Here is a 15,811-nt window from a genome sequence, read left to right as displayed (position 1 = left end):
ATTTGGGCGCAATAATTGCGTTGAACTCACGCACTCCTCCTACGCTGGCGCCATGACCGACTCCTTCGTCTCAAACACCCCGTACGTCGAGCCACGCGATTCCGCGCTGGCGCTCCTGACACTCGGCGAACTACGCACGCTTGAAAGCCGCGCAGCGGCGTCCCTGCCCGCGAATACGCTGATGGGACGCGCTGGCGCTGCCGCGGCCCAATTTGTCATCGATCAAAACCGGCATGCGCCACATCTTGCCGCCCTGCCGGTCTGGATCGTGGCCGGACCTGGCAACAATGGCGGCGATGCGCTCGTGATGGCCGCCCGCTTGCGGCAAGCCGGTATTGAAGTCGAGGTTTGCATGCCAGTGGAAGTCAAACCCGACGATGCACGTTGGGCGCTGGCCGAAGCCCGGCAAGCTGGCGTGAAAATCACCATCGAATCCCCTCAATCCTTCGATAACTTCGGCTGGCTCGTCGACGGTATGTTCGGCATCGGCCTCGGACGGCCGCTGGAAGGCGTGTTCGCGGATCTCGCCGCGCGCCTGTCGCGGCGCTCGAAGGCGAGCGGCGGCGTGCTTGCGCTGGATATCGCGAGCGGGCTGTCGAGCGACACGGGTGAACCGGTCAGCCGCAGCGCCGATGGCCGCGCGCAGGCCGTGCGCGCCACCCACACCATCACGTTTATCGGTGCGAAGCCGGGCCATTTCACCGGCGATGGCCGCGACCTGACAGGCAAGCTTTATATCGCTGATCTGGGCGTCAAGCCGCCCCTTGAACCCTCCGTCGTGCTGAACGCGCCATCGCTGTTCGGCTCGCACTTGCCACCCCGCGATTACGCGACCAACAAAGGCACGTTCGGCACGCTGGCCGTGCTCGGCGGCGACACCGGCATGTGCGGCGCACCCATCCTGGCAGCGCGCATGGCGCTGTACGGCGGCGCGGGCAAGGTCAACGTGGCATTCATTGGCACTGATTCACCGTCTTATGACCCGCCGCATCCGGAACTGATGCTGCACCACGTCGACCAGATCGCACTCGACAAGATGAACGCGCTCGCGGTCGGCTGCGGTATGGGCCAGAGCGAGCGCGCGAAGAAGGTGCTCGTTGATGTCCTCGCGCTCGATGTCCCCAAGCTCTTCGATGCCGACGCGCTCAACCTGATTTCATCGGATGAAAAGCTGGCTGCCAAGGTCGCCGAACGGGGCGCTCGCGGCGATCCGTGCGTATTGACGCCGCATCCGCTCGAAGCCGCGCGCTTGCTTGGGGCCGATGTGAGAAAGGTGCAAGCGGATCGTATCGCCGCCGCGCGGCAGTTGGCGGCGCGTTTTACCGCAGTGGCTGTGTTGAAAGGCGCGGGTACGATCGTCGCTTCACCGGACGGACGCGTTGCAGTGAATCCCACCGGCAATGCCGCGCTCGCTACCGGCGGGACCGGCGACGTGCTGGGCGGGTTGATTGGCGCGTTTCTCGCGCAGCGCATGCCGGCTTATGAGGCAGCGCTCGCAGGCGTTTATCTGCACGGGCTTGCCGCTGAAGAATTGACTGGTGAAGGCGAAGGTCCCGCAGGACTAACCGCGGGCGAGCTGGCTCCGAAGGTACGCAGTTTGCTTAATCGCCTCTTTTACGCCGCGTGATCAAGCCGCATGAGTAGGCCACGTGAGTAGGCCGCATGAGCGCGTCACAAAAACACGCGATGGCGATGCCGCTTCGCCAAGCGGCGTTTATCAAGGGCGAACGAAACACGAGGCAACACACGAAGTTATGCCGAACGCGCGCGTGAACCGTTCAAGCGAGTTCATGCCGTTCATGCAAGCAATCATTCATCCATCGTGGCTATACTTGTTGACTCGCGCTCAAGGTAGTCGATACGGCGGTCGAGTTAGACCATCATCAGACTCCGCGCGATGACCCGTACTTCCCGTCACCCTCTGATAAACGGACCGTTATGACGCTCAATTCGCTCCCTGCCTGGCCGGCGCTCCAGACGCATTACGATGCCATCCGTGACGAGCGCCTGCGCGACTGGTTCGCGCCGCAAAACGACACCACGCCCTCCCGCGCCGAGCGCCTGACTTTTGACGGCGGCGGCATCTCTATCGATTTCTCGAAGAACCGCATTACCGAAGCCACGCTCAAACTGCTCGTCGAACTCGCGCAGCAGGCCAAGGTCGCTGAAAAGCGCGACGCCGTGTTCGCCGGCGATATCGTCAACGTCACGGAACATCGCGCGGTGCTGCATACGGCCTTGCGTTCCACCGACGACAACTCCCCGTTCCAGAAAGAAATCCGCGCTGAAAAAGCCAAGATGGCCGCATTCGCGAACAAGGTCCGTGACGGCTCTTGGACCGGCTATACCGGCAAGCGGATTCGCCATGTGGTGAACATCGGCATCGGCGGCTCGGATCTCGGGCCGAAGATGGTCGTGCATGCGTTGCAGCACCTCGCGCAGCCGGGTCTGGACACGCATTTCGTCTCCAACGTCGATGGCGCCGATATCTACAACGTGCTCAAAGGCATCGATGCTGAAGAGACGCTGGCCATCGTTGTATCGAAGACGTTCACCACGCTCGAAACCATGACCAACGCGCGTTCCATGCGCGAGTGGTTCTTGAAAAGCGGCTGCCCGGAAGAAGCGCTGTCGAAGCACTTCGTGGGGGTATCGGCGAATCCTGAGGAAGTGGTCAAGTTCGGCATTGCGAAGGAAAACGTCTTCGAAATGTGGGACTGGGTTGGCGGCCGTTATTCGCTATGGTCCACCGTCGGTTTGTCGATCGTGATCTCGGTCGGACCGGAGAATTTCGAAAAGCTGCTGGCCGGCGCGCATGCAATGGACGAGCATTTCCGTACCGCGCCGTTCGAACGCAACCTGCCGGTGCTGATGGGCATGATCGGCATCTGGTACCGCGACTTCTTCGAGTCGCAAAGCGTGATGGTCGCGCCGTACTCGCAAGCCATGCGTTACTTGTCTTCGTATCTCCAGCAACTCGAGATGGAGAGCAACGGCAAGTCGGCGCGGCTCGACGGCACGATGGTCGATTACCCGACCGCCGCCGTGATCTGGGGCGAACCGGGCACGAACGGCCAGCACGCGTTCTACCAGATGCTGCATCAGGGTCCGACCATGATCCCGATCGACTTCATCGCTGTCCTGACGCCGGAACATCCGCTGATTGATCACCACGCAAAGCTGCTGGCGAACTGCTTCGCGCAAAGCGAAGCGCTGATGCTAGGGCGTACGTTGGAAGAAGCGAAGAAGGTCGCGGGACCGGGCAAGGAAGAGCTCGCTACTCACCTGAGCTTCCCCGGTAATCGCCCGACGACAACGATTATTCTCGATGCCCTCACGCCCGAGACATTGGGCGCGGTGATCGCGCTGTACGAGCACAAGGTGCTGGTGCAAGGCGCGGTGTGGGACATCAACTCGTTCGATCAGTGGGGCGTCGAGCTGGGCAAGATCCTCGGCAAAGTGGTCGAAGCCGATATCATCAGCGAAAAGGCTGATCCCTCGAAGCACGATTCGTCGACATCGGCGTTGATCGCGCGTGCGCAGGCTGCGTTGAAGGCGCTGTAAGCGTTTTATGCTGAAAGGCGTCTCGCGTCTTCTATGGATGAAAACGTGAGACGCCCTCCTCTGAGCCAACTACACGCTCAGGCCATTTACAAGGCGCCCTGCTTCTATTGTCACCGTCGCGTCGCATCGCTCGGCCAGTTCGGCATCGTGCGTGACGAGGATCAGCGTTGCACCGTTGCGCCGGTTCATATCGAACATCAGGTCGATGATCGCATAACCCGTTGCCGCGTCCAGACTGCCGGTGGGTTCATCGGCGAAAAGCACGGCCGGATGCGTGACAAACGCGCGCGCAAGCGCCACGCGTTGTTGCTCGCCACCGGATAACAGCTTGGGATAATGTGCAGTCCGCTGACCGAGGCCGACCTGGTCGAGCAGGTCCCGCGCACGGGTCGCAATCTCTTTGTGTGGCACGTCGCCGCGCAATTCCAGGGGCAACATCACGTTCTCGAGAGCGGTCAGGTGCGGCATCAACTGGAACGACTGGAAGACGAATCCCACCGAGCCGCTGCGCAATGCCGCGCGTTCGTCTTCGTTCAGCGTGCCCAGGTCGCGCCCGAGCAAGCGAACCGTGCCTGCCGTCGCGCTGTCCAATCCCGCAAGCAGGCCGAGCAGCGTGGACTTGCCCGACCCCGATGCGCCGACTATGGCGACACTGCTGCCCTTTTCGATCGACAGGTCGATCTGATCGAGGATGATCAATTCGCCAGTCGCGTCCTTCACCCGCTTGCTTAAACCCCGTACTTCAATGACTGGTTCGATATTGTTTTGCATGGAGAGACTTAAGGTGAACTGGACAACGCGCGCCACACTGGCACCGCTGGCATTGGTTGCATGCATGGGCGCTGCGCCGGCTTATGCGGCGCAAGATGCGGCTAATGCGGCTGCGGCGACCGCTTCGGCGACAGCCGGCAAACCGTCGATCGTGGTCCTCGGCGACAGCATTTCCGCGGAATACGGCCTGCCGCGCGATACAGGCTGGGTGGCGTTGCTGCGTTCGAAGCTCCCGCAAGAGCACTTCGATTATAGCGTCGCCAATTCAAGCATCAGCGGCGACACCACCAGCGGCGGCCTCGCCCGCCTGCCCGCCGCGCTCAACCGCCTGAAGCCAAACATAGTCATTGTGGAACTCGGCGCCAATGACGCGCTGCGCGGCGTGCCGCTCGCCACTACTGAGGCCAACTTGCGGACCATTATCGAGAAATCGCAGGCCGCCAACGCGAAGGTTTTACTCGTCGGGATGTACGTTCCGCCTAACTATGGCCCGGACTATTCGCAAAAGTTTCACGGCGTCTATGAACAATTGTCCAAAGAAAAGCACGTGCCGCTAGTCCCGTTCTTACTGGCTGGTATTGAGAATAAGCCCGAAATGTTCCAGGCGGATCAGATTCATCCGACCCCTCAGGCCCAGCCTTTGCTATTGAACAACGTCTGGCCAGTTTTAAGACCTTTGCTGGGCGCGCCATCGAAATGACCGGGGGGATATTACTTATCGAAGCGATTCATCGATATATCCCGCTTGAATCCTGTCAGCGCGCTGCCCGGTTGGCTTTTAGCCATGCGCGGAATACGGCCACGATTCAGTAATCAAGACTTTCGCGTAACCCTGAAAAACCCCGGCTCCGCTGTGAGCGCATTGAAAGGAGGTAACGTGAAATATTTACCAATTCTCGCTATGACCGTCGCGATCTCGGCTTGCGCCGCTCCCATGTCCCCTGGCGTCAGCCAGGTTGGCACGAGCCAGCAACCGCCAAAGGTCGTCGCACAATGTATCGCGCAGAAATGGGCCGATAAATCACAGCAACAAGTGGTTTCTCAAGACACGCTCGCGAACGACATGGCATCCGATGTCTATGTTCCGGGTCAGCAACCGCCGAATGGCGCCGCCGCCGTCGTACGCCCCAACTATTCAGGTCCGGGCACATGGGTCGGTTTCCGCGCTGCGGGCTCGGCCGGCAGCGACGCCACTGGCGACATCCAGGCATGCCTCTGAACTTAGTGCAGGTCTTGTAACGCGTCCGTCGGGCGCCTTCTTCTCCTTACTCTCGGAAGTAGCCCGATATGAAAAAGCCCCGCTGGTTTTCGCCTGCGGGGCTTTTTATCGTGCGGTGTATTCAAGCAGGTCAAATTCAGTGAATCAGACCGCCAGGATCATTGCGACTGATCGGACGTAGTCGGCACGTTCGTGATCTTTACCTTCGAGCGCGCTTTCAGTGAATCGAGGTACGACTCCATCTCGGCTTGCGCGTACACCTGAGCGACTTGCTGCTGCGCGCCGGCCAGACGGTCCGCGGTCACCGGATCAGGCTTCTCGATACCGTCCACGCGATAGATTGCGTAACCGTCCGCACCAAGATCGACGCCCACGTAGGCCGGCAACTTCGACGAATCCGCCTTGAAGATAGCGGCGAGCGCGGCGGGCGGCAGGCCCTGCGCGTCGTTACGCGATACCTTCGATACCGACGAAAACCCCGCCGTCGAGTTCGACTTCTGCAACTCAGCCAGCTTGGCCTCGCCATCCTTGCGCGCGGCCTGCGCCGCTTCTTCTGCCACGACCTTCGTGCGCACTGCGTCCTTGATGGTATCGAGTGCGGGCACGGCCGCCGCTTTGTAGTCCGTCACGCGGCCTGCAATCAGCGTGCTGTTGCCGATATCGATAGCCTGCGTGTTGTTGTGCTGCTTCACGGCATCCGGCGCGAAGATGGCTGCGAGGAACTTCGGATTGTTCAGCGGGCTATCAGGCGGCAGCTTCGGATCGGGCTTCGATCCAACCGTCGCCGTCTGGATTTGCAGCTTGTATTTGTCGGCAGCGGGCTGCAGCGACTTCGATTTCTCGTACACCGTCGAGGTGAAACCTTCCGCGTCGTCAGCCAGGCTCTTCGCCGCTTGCTGCGCAACGACCTCCTTCGTGATCGCGTCCTTCACTTCGTCGAACGGCTGTGTGACGGACGGCTTCACGTCAGTCGCTTCGATGATGTGATAGCCGAAATCCGTCTGCACGATCCCGCTGATTTCGCCCTTCTTCAAGCCGAACGCGGCGTCGTCGAATGCCTGACCGCCTGCAATCATGCCGCGGCTGAAATAACCCAGGTCACCGCCTTTTGCCGCCGATCCCGGGTCCTGCGAATTCTTCTCTGCAATCTGTGCGAACTGGTCCGGGTGCGCCTTGACCTGCGCGAGCAATGTTTCGGCTTGTTGCTTGGCCTTCGCTTTGTCCACAGCACTTGCGTCTTTCGGCGCCGTGATCAGGATGTGGCTCACGCGTACTTGTGCCTGCGTCTTGAAGCGCGCGATGTTGTCGTCGTAGTACTTCTTGAGGTCCGCGTCAGACGGCTTGACCGCTGCCGACAACGTGGCCGGCGACAACACCAGGTACTGGATAGTCGCGGACTCGGGCGTGGCGAACTCAGCACTGTGCGCGTCGTAATACGACTTCACTTGGGCGTCGGTGGGCTGGATCTTTGCGGTGTAATCGACAGTGTGGAATGCGAGACCTTGAACATCGCGGCGCTGCTCGGCGATCTCGGTCAGCGTTTGCGCCAGGGTCTTCGACGTGAACGCCGTGGACTGGATGCTGGCCGGAATCTGGTCCGAGGCCAGGCCATAACGCACGCGCTCGTCGTACTGTTCAGGCGTCATGCCCTGCATGGCGAGCAATTGCTTGTACTGCTCCACGTCGATGGAACCATCCGGCTTGCGCAGCGAAGCAATGGTCGGATCGGCCAGCAAGGCGCGGCGCACGGCTGCGTCAGAGGCGGTCAGGTGGAGGCGCTGGGTTTCGTCGGCGAGCATGCGCTGTTGCACGAGGCTGTCGATCAGCGACGCGCGCATTTCCGGCGTTTCGAACATCTTCGGGTCGAACTGGGCGCCGAGCATCTGGCGCGCGCGATCGACTTGCTGGCGCATTGCGCCGTCGTACTCGACACGCGTGATCTTGTGGCCGTTGACACTGGCGACGTTGGCGTTTTCGTCGAAGAAACTGCTGAAGCCCTGGATACCTACAATTCCCAATCCCGGCACGACGATCAGGATCAACAGGGCCATCATCAGGCGTTGGTGATTACGGAAAAAGTCGAGCATGCGTGACGATTCTGCCTAATACGAAACGCCCGATGTTACAGCAGCGGGCAATAAAAAAGGCGAACCGGAGTTCGCCTTTCTCGTGAATGCTGGCGGAGTGGACGGGACTCGAACCCGCGACCCCCGGCGTGACAGGCCGGTATTCTAACCAACTGAACTACCACTCCTTTTTTACATTTTCTGCAACAATCCAGACTTGGTCAATGCAGCCGATTATTTCAATGGCTTGCAGCAACCTGCCTGCCGACCGAACCGGAAAGCAGCACGCCGGAAGGTTTGATCAACACCCTGCCAGCCTTGCTCCACAACCGTTTGCTCAATCGGGGACGCAGTATACAACGAAAAATCAGACGATGCGAAATTTTCTCATGCGACGCAGCAAAGACTGCTTTCGCCGGTATCGCTCAGGCGCCATTCTACCGGGCCGCGCAGCTAATTGCTTTGCCCGGGGTGCGGCGTCGAGTCGCGCGGACGTCCACGGCGACGTCCGCGTTGACGTCCACGAAATCCACACCCCGCAGCGCCAACGTTCACTTAGCGTCCCCCCACTCCCTGCGATGCAGCTAAATCGATTGGCTGGGCACCCGGAATGTGAAGCGGCTCGATCTTGCCCACGATCACCAGATAGCTGAACGCGCCGAGGAAACAGAAACCGCCCGCGACGATCAACGGAATGGTGAACGACCCTTTGGTGAGTGCCAGCATGACGCCAGTGAACGTGGTGATCACAATGCCCGCGAGGTTCGATGCAAAGTTCTGGATGCCGCCAATGGAAGCCACGTAATCCGGCGTGGGCGCCACGTCGCCAGGAAGCGACCAGATGCTTGCCGCCGCGAATGCGAGGCTGCCATAAGCGATTCCAAACGATGCAAGCATCACATACGTGCTGGTCGTGAACGCCGACACCGTGATGACTGACGAAAGCAGCATGCCGCCGACCATGCAGGTCTTGCGCGACTTGGTCAGGCTCCAGCCGCGTTTATAGAGCGCGTCCGAAACGATGCCGCCCAGCCAGCCGCCCGGAATGGAAATGAGCGCGGGGATCATGCCGAGCGTGCCGAGCGACTTGAGTGAAAAACCGCGCGTCTGGACGAGATAACTTGGGAACCACGTGATGAAAAAGTAGATCACGAAGTTCAGGCAGAAGAAGCCGAGCATCATGCCCCACAGCGTGCGATGCCTGAAGAGCGAGGCCCACGTGACGTTCTGACCAGACGTTTTCTCGCGCGGCGCAGGCGCTGCGTTTTCCTCGCCGGTCAGGTCTCCACGCGACGGATTGCGGTAGATCACGAACCAGCCCAACACCCACACCAAGCCGACCGCGCCGGTCGCGACGAACGACGCTTCCCAGCCGAAGCCGCTGATGATCAGCGCGACAATCGGGATGGATAGTGCCGAGCCGACCCGCGAGCCGCTATCGAAGATACTGGTGGCGAACGCGCGCTGCGCCGGCTTGAACCATTGCGCGACGAGCTTCGCACACGCCGGATAAGCGCCCGCTTCTCCCACGCCGAGCATCAGGCGGCAACCGAACATGCCCGCCACGCTTGTGGTCGCTGCTGTCAGCGCAGTGAACACCGACCACCAGCCGACTGCGAGCGGCAATGCAATGCGTGCGCCGACTTTATCGACGAACCAGCCGAACGGCATTTGCATCAGCGCATAGGTCCAGAAGAAGCCGCTCATCACGAGGCCCATTTGTGCCGGGCCTATGTTGAGCGCCTTCTGTATCTGCGGCGCTGCGACTGCAAGGTTCGCGCGATCGACGTAGTTGATCGCGATTGCCAGGAAGCATAGAAATATGACCATCCAGCGCATCTTGCGCATGCTTTGTCTCCTCCGGTACGGCACGTTTTTTATCTACGATGCTCGCAATTCAAGCGATGCCGCGAGCAAGCGCAGGATCGGCCCGGTCAAACACGGTGTGCGTTCTTGCCGGGTCGCTACATGCTACTCGTTTAATGGGGGTGTCTGCACGGACGGCTGCACGGCCGTTATGGAGGGACATCATTCCTGGCGTAAGCGAGGTCCGCCAGGCGGCGCTGACCTGGATAGGTGGAGAGATTCGCTTTTCGGCCGCAGCCCAACCGGACGGTGGCGGCTCATCCCATGGCGCCGCTCGCCGCAGGCGCGGGCGCCGCCACGACGAGCCCGTCAATCACGGCGTCCAGCGATAAACAATGACGCTGCTACCGTTGTAGTTGTCCTTCGTGACCACGTACTGTCCGGTCGACTGAAGGTACGATCTGAGGCCGTACATGGAATCCACGTCATTGCCTACGTACACGGTGCTGGGGCTGCTGTTGATCAACGTGGTGTCCAGGTTCCCGGTGGTCAGATTGAAGGCATCGATGTTAGGCACGGTGTGTACGTATCCGACAAAGAGATAGTTGCCGGTTGCCGTGATCGACTTGGGATTGGTGCTGGTGAGGTTGATCACGGGGTTGGGAGCGGTCGTGTTGCCTGCGAGCCAGCCGTGATACACCTCGACCCGCGTTCCGATGGAGGTCCAACCTGAGCCTCCGGTCAGTCCTTGAGCCAGGATCATGGTGTCGCTTTCGGGCAGGTAGATGATCCGCGACAAAGGCGTGATCGTGCCCGGAATGGGGGTTGCAATTCCCGCTCCCCATGTTGGCTTGCCGTTGCCATCGAAGCCGGTCAGCGGGTAGTGCCAGATGGCATTCGTCTTGTCCAGACCCGCCCAGACGTCCCCGTTGCTGGCAAGGCAGAATCCATCCCTGACCGGGGCGGTCGCATTGAGCAATGTCCCTGGAATCGAGCCATCCGGTATGGCGATGTAGCCGTTCGCGTTATTAAAGTGGAAGAAGTAGAACGTATCGGGATTCTGGCCGGACGCTACAAGAATCCGGTTGGCGCCAACGGCAGCGACCTGACCGAAGTGCTCATCGCGTGAGGGATCGTTGATGTTGATTCGCGGATCAGAGGGATAGTCGATCGGATCGACCGTGTTCGCTACGAAGGTTCCTCCAGCGGTGCCGCGATACAGGTTGGTGCCTCCATAGAAGTAAGCGCCGTCAGTACCCGGGTCTGGAGCCGCGACCCCCTCGAAGTTGAGAGACTGAAGCGTCCATTGCAGGGTGCCGGAGCTGCTGTAGGAGTGGATATCGGTGCCACCGTCGCGGCCGAGGTCCCAGCTTCCGCCCCATGGGTTGTTAAGAACGTACAGGTTGCCGGCCGAGTCCTTGCCGATGCCGGTGACGCGGGTGAAGCGCTTATCGCCGACCTGGCCTTTTATTCCGGCCGTAGTGTCGAGGTACCCGCCCAGAATGCCGAACGTATTGACCAGAGTTGGCGCGCCCGAGATGTTGTAGATCTTGATGTTCATGTCGGGTCCCTCGTCCCCGATCATGAGATACCCCGTCGACGAATCAGAATACAGCGCGGACGGTCGTGCGGTGGCGGACAACTGGATGGTGTTGAGTTGCACGCCGGCCGGATTGAATTCGACGATCGCGGCGGCGCTCTTCTGCGCAACCCAGATGTTTCCTGCGCCGTCCACGGCGAGGGCGCCAGGGCTCGATACGTTGATGTCCTGTCTCCAGGTGCCGTCGGTGGTGTAGACACGGACGCGATTTCCCGGGAAGTCGCTCGCATAGAGAAGCGAGCCCGACGTTGTGAGCCCGGTGATGACATCAGTCAACTGCGCCGTCGTTGTCGCGCTGACGGAGAGAAGCAAATCGCGGGTCTGGGTGGTCCGGTTGTACCGCCCCACCGTGCCGCCGCCGTAAGCGGTCGTGAATGCCAATGCAGCGAAGATTGAAGTTGCATTACCCGTAATGGCCCCGCCCTGAAAGTCGCCGTGACCTCCTATGGAGCCCGTGCTTTGGCCGTTCTGGTAGATGGCGACGCCGCCCTCGTTTTCGTCCCACAGTGAAGCCGTGTAGATGACGCCCTCGGGCGCCACCCACATGGAGCGCGCGACGCTGCCCACGCGGGTGGCGTTGGTCCCGTAGGTGTTTGCCACCCAGTCGGTGGTGTACTGAGCCTGGCACGCGGGCGCAATGGTCGCGATCAGCAGCGCGGCGAGGAACGTGGCATGGATTCGTTTCATGATCGTGGAGAGCGCCCTTTTAAGGCAGCTTAACTGGGTGATTGTGTCGTTGTCATGCTTGCGGCGTTGACAGCATGGAGAGCAGCTGATGGTTCGCTCGCGTGGCGGCCGGCGGTTGCGCGCTGGCATTCACGGCTAGTGAGGCGGCAAGATATTTAGAGCTGGAAGGATCGTTTTGAAGACGTGCCTGGCTGGCACCGTTCCCCGGGAAAATTGCCTGATCCACTAGCCGCTCCACCAAGTGTCGCGTCGGTTCAATCCGATGCTGCCTTCAGGCGGTATATCGGCGGGGGAAGCGAAAAGTTGAACTGTTCGCGCTCCGGTGAGCGCTGCATGCCGCCGTTTAGCGTTGCGCAGAAGGCGCCCACAAAGCAGCGTTGGACTACGCCATGGACGGGACATGGCAGCTGTCAACCATGCACTCGCAATGGGCATCGTGTCGAATCGCGAGACGGCAGGCACAATACGCGGCTATGCCGCCGAAATGCACCGTGTTCGATATCCGAACGCGCCAATACCGCGTCACCGAATCGGCCTCTTCCATGCTTTCATGAACCACACTATTCTCGACCGCTCTGACCCTCCCGCGCCCATAAAGAACTCGCCGCGCTTCCTGCTGTTCGTGATCTGCCTGTTCGCCTCGGCCGGGCAGCTCGCAATCGACATCTACGTACCCGCGCTGCCCGCGATGGCGCGTTTCTTCGCGACTTCGCCCCAGGCCATACAGTCGAGCGTTTCCGGCTATATGGCGGCCTACGCCTTCGGTCAACTCGTCTTCGGGCCCGTATCCGATGCATACGGACGTAAGCCCGTGCTGGCTTTCGGCCTTGTCATTTTCACGATCGGCTGCCTGCTATCGCTCGCTGCGCCGAATCTGGAGACGTTCCTCCTCGCTCGCTGCCTGCAGGGCTTCGGCATCGCCGCCACTAACCTGCTCGCAAAGGCGATCATCACCGACTCGTTCTCCGGGCAGGCGCTGATGCATGCGTTCACGTACATGGCAATCGCGTGGGGGCTTGCGCCGATCGTGGCGCCGGTCATTGGCGCCCACCTGCAGACGTGGTTTGGCTGGCAGGCTTGCCTCGTCTTTTTGCTGATCTATTCGCTTGTGATGTGGGCGGTGATCTGGCGATATCGCGAAACGTTGCTGCGCCCGGTGCGCCTGGAACCGCGCACGCTGATGACAAATGCGGGCAAGGTGCTCTCGAGCCCGGTGTTCCAGAGCTGCTTCCTCGCTCAAGGCCTGTGCTACAGCATCTTGCTCGTCTTCAACATCATCGGGCCGTTCATGGTGCAGAACACGCTGCACAAGCCGCCGACCTATTTCGGCTACCTCGCGCTCGGTATCGGGATGATGTATTTCCTGGGCGGCCTGTCGAACCGTTTGCACGGCCCGCGTCTGCCGACTGCGGAACAGCGGCTGTATGTGGGTGCGCGCGTGATGGCGGCCACGTCGATTGCGATGCTGTTGCTCGCGCTGACGGTCGGCCTGCGCGTATGGACGCTTGCGACCCCCGTGCTCGTGATGGGGTTCTGCGCAGGCGCGATGTATCCGACGTTGATGGCGAAGGGAAACTCCCTGTTCCCGCACATCGCGGGCCTGACAAGTGCGATCCTCGGGTGTGCCCTGCTGCTCGTGTCGTCAGCGACGATGGGGCTCGCCGGCTTCTTGTCGGTGCAGGTCCTGACGCCGCTAGCGGTGTTCTTCGTGATCCTCGCGTTCGGCGTGGTCTGGATGGTGACAAAACTGCTGCGACATCTGGCGCAACTGCAGCCAGACGCAACCGTGTGTCGCAACGGCAAGGTGGCCTAGCGCATTGGGCTTGTTGGGTTGCACTCCAACAAGCCCAATGCGCGGCGACAGCGGACGAATGGTGCTGTTTTCAACGCAATCGCGTCCCCTCAAGAACCCTTGCATATCTCATGAAGCGCGTTGAGTCTGCGCACCGGATCGGCCACGTAAGGATTCGATTCGTCCCATGCGTAACCCGCCAGCACCGCGCTGATATAACGCTGAATATGCGGTGTCTTATGCGGATAAAAGATGATGTCCTGCAATTCGCCGGTGTACCACCGTTCGACGAATGCACGGAACGTATCAATCCCTTTTCGTAGCGGCACATCGTACTCTGCCTGCCAGTCGAGCGTCTCCCCATTGAACTGCCGCTCAAGCGTTTGCACCGCCAGATGCGCGGAGCGCAGCGCGATCGTCACACCCGATGAAAACACCGGATCAAGGAACTCGCCGGCGTTACCAAGCAACGCGTATCCCGGACCATGCAGCCGCTCGACGTTCGCCGAATAACCACCGATATGCCGCACCGGCATCAGGAACGGCGCCTCACCGATGAGCCGCTTAAGCGTCGGCTCCTGCTGGATCAGCGCGCGCAGCTTCGCATCGCGTTCGTCCTCGGGACCCTCCAGAAAACTCGCTTCGGCCACGCAGCCAACCGACGAGCGTCCGCCTGCCAGCGGAATCATCCAGAACCAGACATTGCGATGCTCCGGGTGCGTCGCAACGCAGATCTTGTTCCGATCCGTGGCGCCAGCCGGGATGCCATCGCGCACGTGCGTAAAGATGGCCGCACGCGTGGGCATCCGCGTGGGAGCTTCAAGATTCAGGAGACGCGGCAATACGCGGCCGAAGCCGCTTGCATCGAGTACAAAACGCGCTTGCACGCGGTATGCAACACCCGTTTCATCGATCACATCGAGCACGGGCGCAGTGCCGGTTTGCATCGCCTGGACGGTGTGGCCGAAACGCACTTCGGCACCCTGCTTCGCGGCACATTTGATCAGCAGGTCGTCGAATACCGCGCGTTCGACCTGATACGTCGTGCCCCATCCCGGCGAATGTTTGTCGCGGAAATCAAAGGACGACGACTGGTCCCGATAAATAAAATGCGCGCCGTTCTTGTACTGGAACCCGGCCTCGACGACGGCCTGCAGCATGCCGGCCTCTTCCAGGTACGCCATGCTTTGCGGCAACAGGCTCTCGCCCACCGAAAAGCGCGGAAAATGCTGGCGCTCAAGCACGAGCACCGAACGGCCCGCCTTTCTGAGCAGTGCAGCCGCGACCGCCCCCGAGGGGCCAGCGCCAATGATGGCTACATCGACAGTCGTGTTCAGATTCGAAGAATCAGTATTCAAGGGTGCCTCGCTTAGGCGTTGGGCTATCTGTGAAGTCTCGTGCGGCGCACGTTACGTGAATCATTTACGTAAATCATGTTGCCCGGCTCTTGCTTCTACGAGTGCCATGCTTGCCATTACAATGACGTACGTCCTGTTCGCATCCTTTGTTGCCGGAGAGAAATTCGTGTCGTCATCCGAAATATCGAGCGTTGCCTTCGTCCCGGAGACGGCCTTCGGGCTATGGTTTCTACGTACGGCCACGTGGGAGCATCACGTGTTGCGCGTAGCGATCAACGACCTCAAACGCCTGGTCGATACATCCCTGCCCGCGGTTCCCGTGATAGTTGATGTGGGCTGCGGGCAAGGTCAATCGTTCCGGCTGCTCGGCAACGCGTTCAGGCCCGGCCGGATCATCGGAGTCGATTTTCATGAGCCTTCGCTCGCGGAAGCCCGGGATGCTGCGCGGGCTTGCTCGCAGAACGACGGCTGGACCAGCGAGATCGAGTTGCTTCACGGCGACTGCGCGCAGCTTCCCTTACCCGATGCCAGCGCGGACATCGTGTTCTGCCATCAGACCTTTCATCATCTCGTGGATCAAGGCCGCTCCCTGGTTGAATTTCGCCGGGTGCTGAAACCCGGCGGGGTTTTGCTATTCGCTGAATCCACCGATGCGTATATCAAGTCCTGGGTGATCCGCTTGCTGTTTCGCCACCCCATGCACGTGCAGAAAAGCGCCGGCGCTTACCTCGATATGATCCGCCACGCCGGCTTTGCATTCGGTTCGAAAAACGTTTCCATGCCCTACCTGTGGTGGAGTCGTGCCGCGGACTTCGGACTCCTTGAACGGCTTGGGTTGCATCGGCCATTGCCGGGCAAGCGTCGTGAAACGCTTGTCAACGTGGCCGCGATCAAGGCCGGTTGAATCAGCCGAAACGCAGTACGGTCATTGTGTTCAGTGGAACATTT

At 60.5% G+C, this 15,811-nt stretch carries 11 protein-coding genes and 1 tRNA gene; 6 read left to right on the top strand and 6 right to left on the bottom strand.

Going from position 1 to position 15,811, the window contains the following annotated elements:
• Positions 1-52 precede the first annotated feature (52 nt).
• Complete coding sequence (locus SBC1_RS08380) at positions 53-1,627, top strand: NAD(P)H-hydrate dehydratase (RefSeq protein ID WP_165090424.1); 1,575 nt, start codon at positions 53-55, stop codon at positions 1,625-1,627.
• A 311-nt stretch (positions 1,628-1,938) separates the two neighbouring features.
• Positions 1,939-3,564, top strand: a complete 1,626-nt coding sequence (pgi, locus tag SBC1_RS08375; RefSeq protein WP_165090420.1) for a glucose-6-phosphate isomerase — start codon at positions 1,939-1,941, stop codon at positions 3,562-3,564.
• A 69-nt stretch (positions 3,565-3,633) separates the two neighbouring features.
• On the opposite strand, the gene SBC1_RS08370 is transcribed toward pgi, so the two are convergent.
• Positions 3,634-4,335, bottom strand: coding sequence for an ABC transporter ATP-binding protein (locus SBC1_RS08370; protein WP_165090417.1), 702 nt, complete (start codon positions 4,333-4,335; stop codon positions 3,634-3,636).
• Here SBC1_RS08370 and SBC1_RS08365 point away from each other — a divergent pair.
• Complete coding sequence (locus SBC1_RS08365) at positions 4,334-5,035, top strand: arylesterase (RefSeq protein WP_165090414.1); 702 nt, start codon at positions 4,334-4,336, stop codon at positions 5,033-5,035. The genes SBC1_RS08370 and SBC1_RS08365 overlap by 2 nt on opposite strands.
• Positions 5,036-5,212: 177 nt before the next feature.
• Positions 5,213-5,554: a hypothetical protein gene (locus tag SBC1_RS08360; RefSeq protein ID WP_165090409.1), complete on the top strand. Its 342-nt coding sequence runs from the start codon at positions 5,213-5,215 to the stop codon at positions 5,552-5,554.
• A 158-nt stretch (positions 5,555-5,712) separates the two neighbouring features.
• On the opposite strand, the gene SBC1_RS08355 is transcribed toward SBC1_RS08360, so the two are convergent.
• From SBC1_RS08355 to SBC1_RS08340, 4 genes are all read right to left on the bottom strand, one after another.
• On the bottom strand, positions 5,713-7,641 hold the full coding sequence (locus SBC1_RS08355; protein ID WP_165090406.1) for a SurA N-terminal domain-containing protein: 1,929 nt from the start codon (positions 7,639-7,641) through the stop codon (positions 5,713-5,715).
• Positions 7,642-7,731: 90 nt separating this feature from the next.
• Positions 7,732-7,808: transfer RNA gene (locus SBC1_RS08350), tRNA-Asp, on the bottom strand.
• A 367-nt stretch (positions 7,809-8,175) separates the two neighbouring features.
• Positions 8,176-9,468, bottom strand: a complete 1,293-nt coding sequence (locus tag SBC1_RS08345) for an MFS transporter (protein ID WP_165090402.1) — start codon at positions 9,466-9,468, stop codon at positions 8,176-8,178.
• A gap of 331 nt (positions 9,469-9,799) precedes the next feature.
• Positions 9,800-11,713: an SMP-30/gluconolaconase/LRE-like region family protein gene (locus SBC1_RS08340; RefSeq protein ID WP_241201901.1), complete on the bottom strand. Its 1,914-nt coding sequence runs from the start codon at positions 11,711-11,713 to the stop codon at positions 9,800-9,802.
• A 550-nt stretch (positions 11,714-12,263) separates the two neighbouring features.
• Here SBC1_RS08340 and SBC1_RS08335 point away from each other — a divergent pair.
• Complete coding sequence (locus SBC1_RS08335) at positions 12,264-13,526, top strand: multidrug effflux MFS transporter (protein ID WP_165093149.1); 1,263 nt, start codon at positions 12,264-12,266, stop codon at positions 13,524-13,526.
• 89 nt (positions 13,527-13,615) lie between these two features.
• On the opposite strand, the gene SBC1_RS08330 is transcribed toward SBC1_RS08335, so the two are convergent.
• Positions 13,616-14,863 carry an NAD(P)/FAD-dependent oxidoreductase gene (locus SBC1_RS08330; RefSeq protein ID WP_165090399.1) on the bottom strand — a complete coding sequence of 416 codons (1,248 nt, stop codon included), beginning with the start codon at positions 14,861-14,863 and terminating at the stop codon, positions 13,616-13,618.
• A gap of 166 nt (positions 14,864-15,029) precedes the next feature.
• Between SBC1_RS08330 and SBC1_RS08325 the strand changes: the two genes are divergently transcribed.
• Complete coding sequence (locus SBC1_RS08325) at positions 15,030-15,767, top strand: class I SAM-dependent methyltransferase (protein WP_165090396.1); 738 nt, start codon at positions 15,030-15,032, stop codon at positions 15,765-15,767.
• The last annotated feature ends 44 nt before the right edge of the window (positions 15,768-15,811 follow it).

The organism is Caballeronia sp. SBC1, assembly GCF_011493005.1.
Taxonomy (GTDB): domain Bacteria; phylum Pseudomonadota; class Gammaproteobacteria; order Burkholderiales; family Burkholderiaceae; genus Caballeronia.
The sequence above is the reverse complement of the archived record's forward strand: the minus strand, read 5'-3'. Positions and strand labels throughout refer to the sequence as shown.

What these genes read in the sequence shown, in the direction of transcription:
- SBC1_RS08370 (WP_165090417.1), bottom strand. Translation starts at nt 4,335, where the DNA reads ATGCAAAACAATATCGAACCAGTCATTGAAGTACGGGGTTTAAGCAAG.
- SBC1_RS08335 (WP_165093149.1), top strand. Translation starts at nt 12,264, where the DNA reads ATGAACCACACTATTCTCGACCGCTCTGACCCTCCCGCGCCCATAAAG.
- SBC1_RS08380 (WP_165090424.1), top strand. Translation starts at nt 53, where the DNA reads ATGACCGACTCCTTCGTCTCAAACACCCCGTACGTCGAGCCACGCGAT.
- SBC1_RS08365 (WP_165090414.1), top strand. Translation starts at nt 4,334, where the DNA reads ATGGAGAGACTTAAGGTGAACTGGACAACGCGCGCCACACTGGCACCG.
- SBC1_RS08345 (WP_165090402.1), bottom strand. Translation starts at nt 9,468, where the DNA reads ATGCGCAAGATGCGCTGGATGGTCATATTTCTATGCTTCCTGGCAATC.
- SBC1_RS08340 (WP_241201901.1), bottom strand. Translation starts at nt 11,713, where the DNA reads ATGAAACGAATCCATGCCACGTTCCTCGCCGCGCTGCTGATCGCGACC.
- SBC1_RS08355 (WP_165090406.1), bottom strand. Translation starts at nt 7,641, where the DNA reads ATGCTCGACTTTTTCCGTAATCACCAACGCCTGATGATGGCCCTGTTG.
- pgi (WP_165090420.1), top strand. Translation starts at nt 1,939, where the DNA reads ATGACGCTCAATTCGCTCCCTGCCTGGCCGGCGCTCCAGACGCATTAC.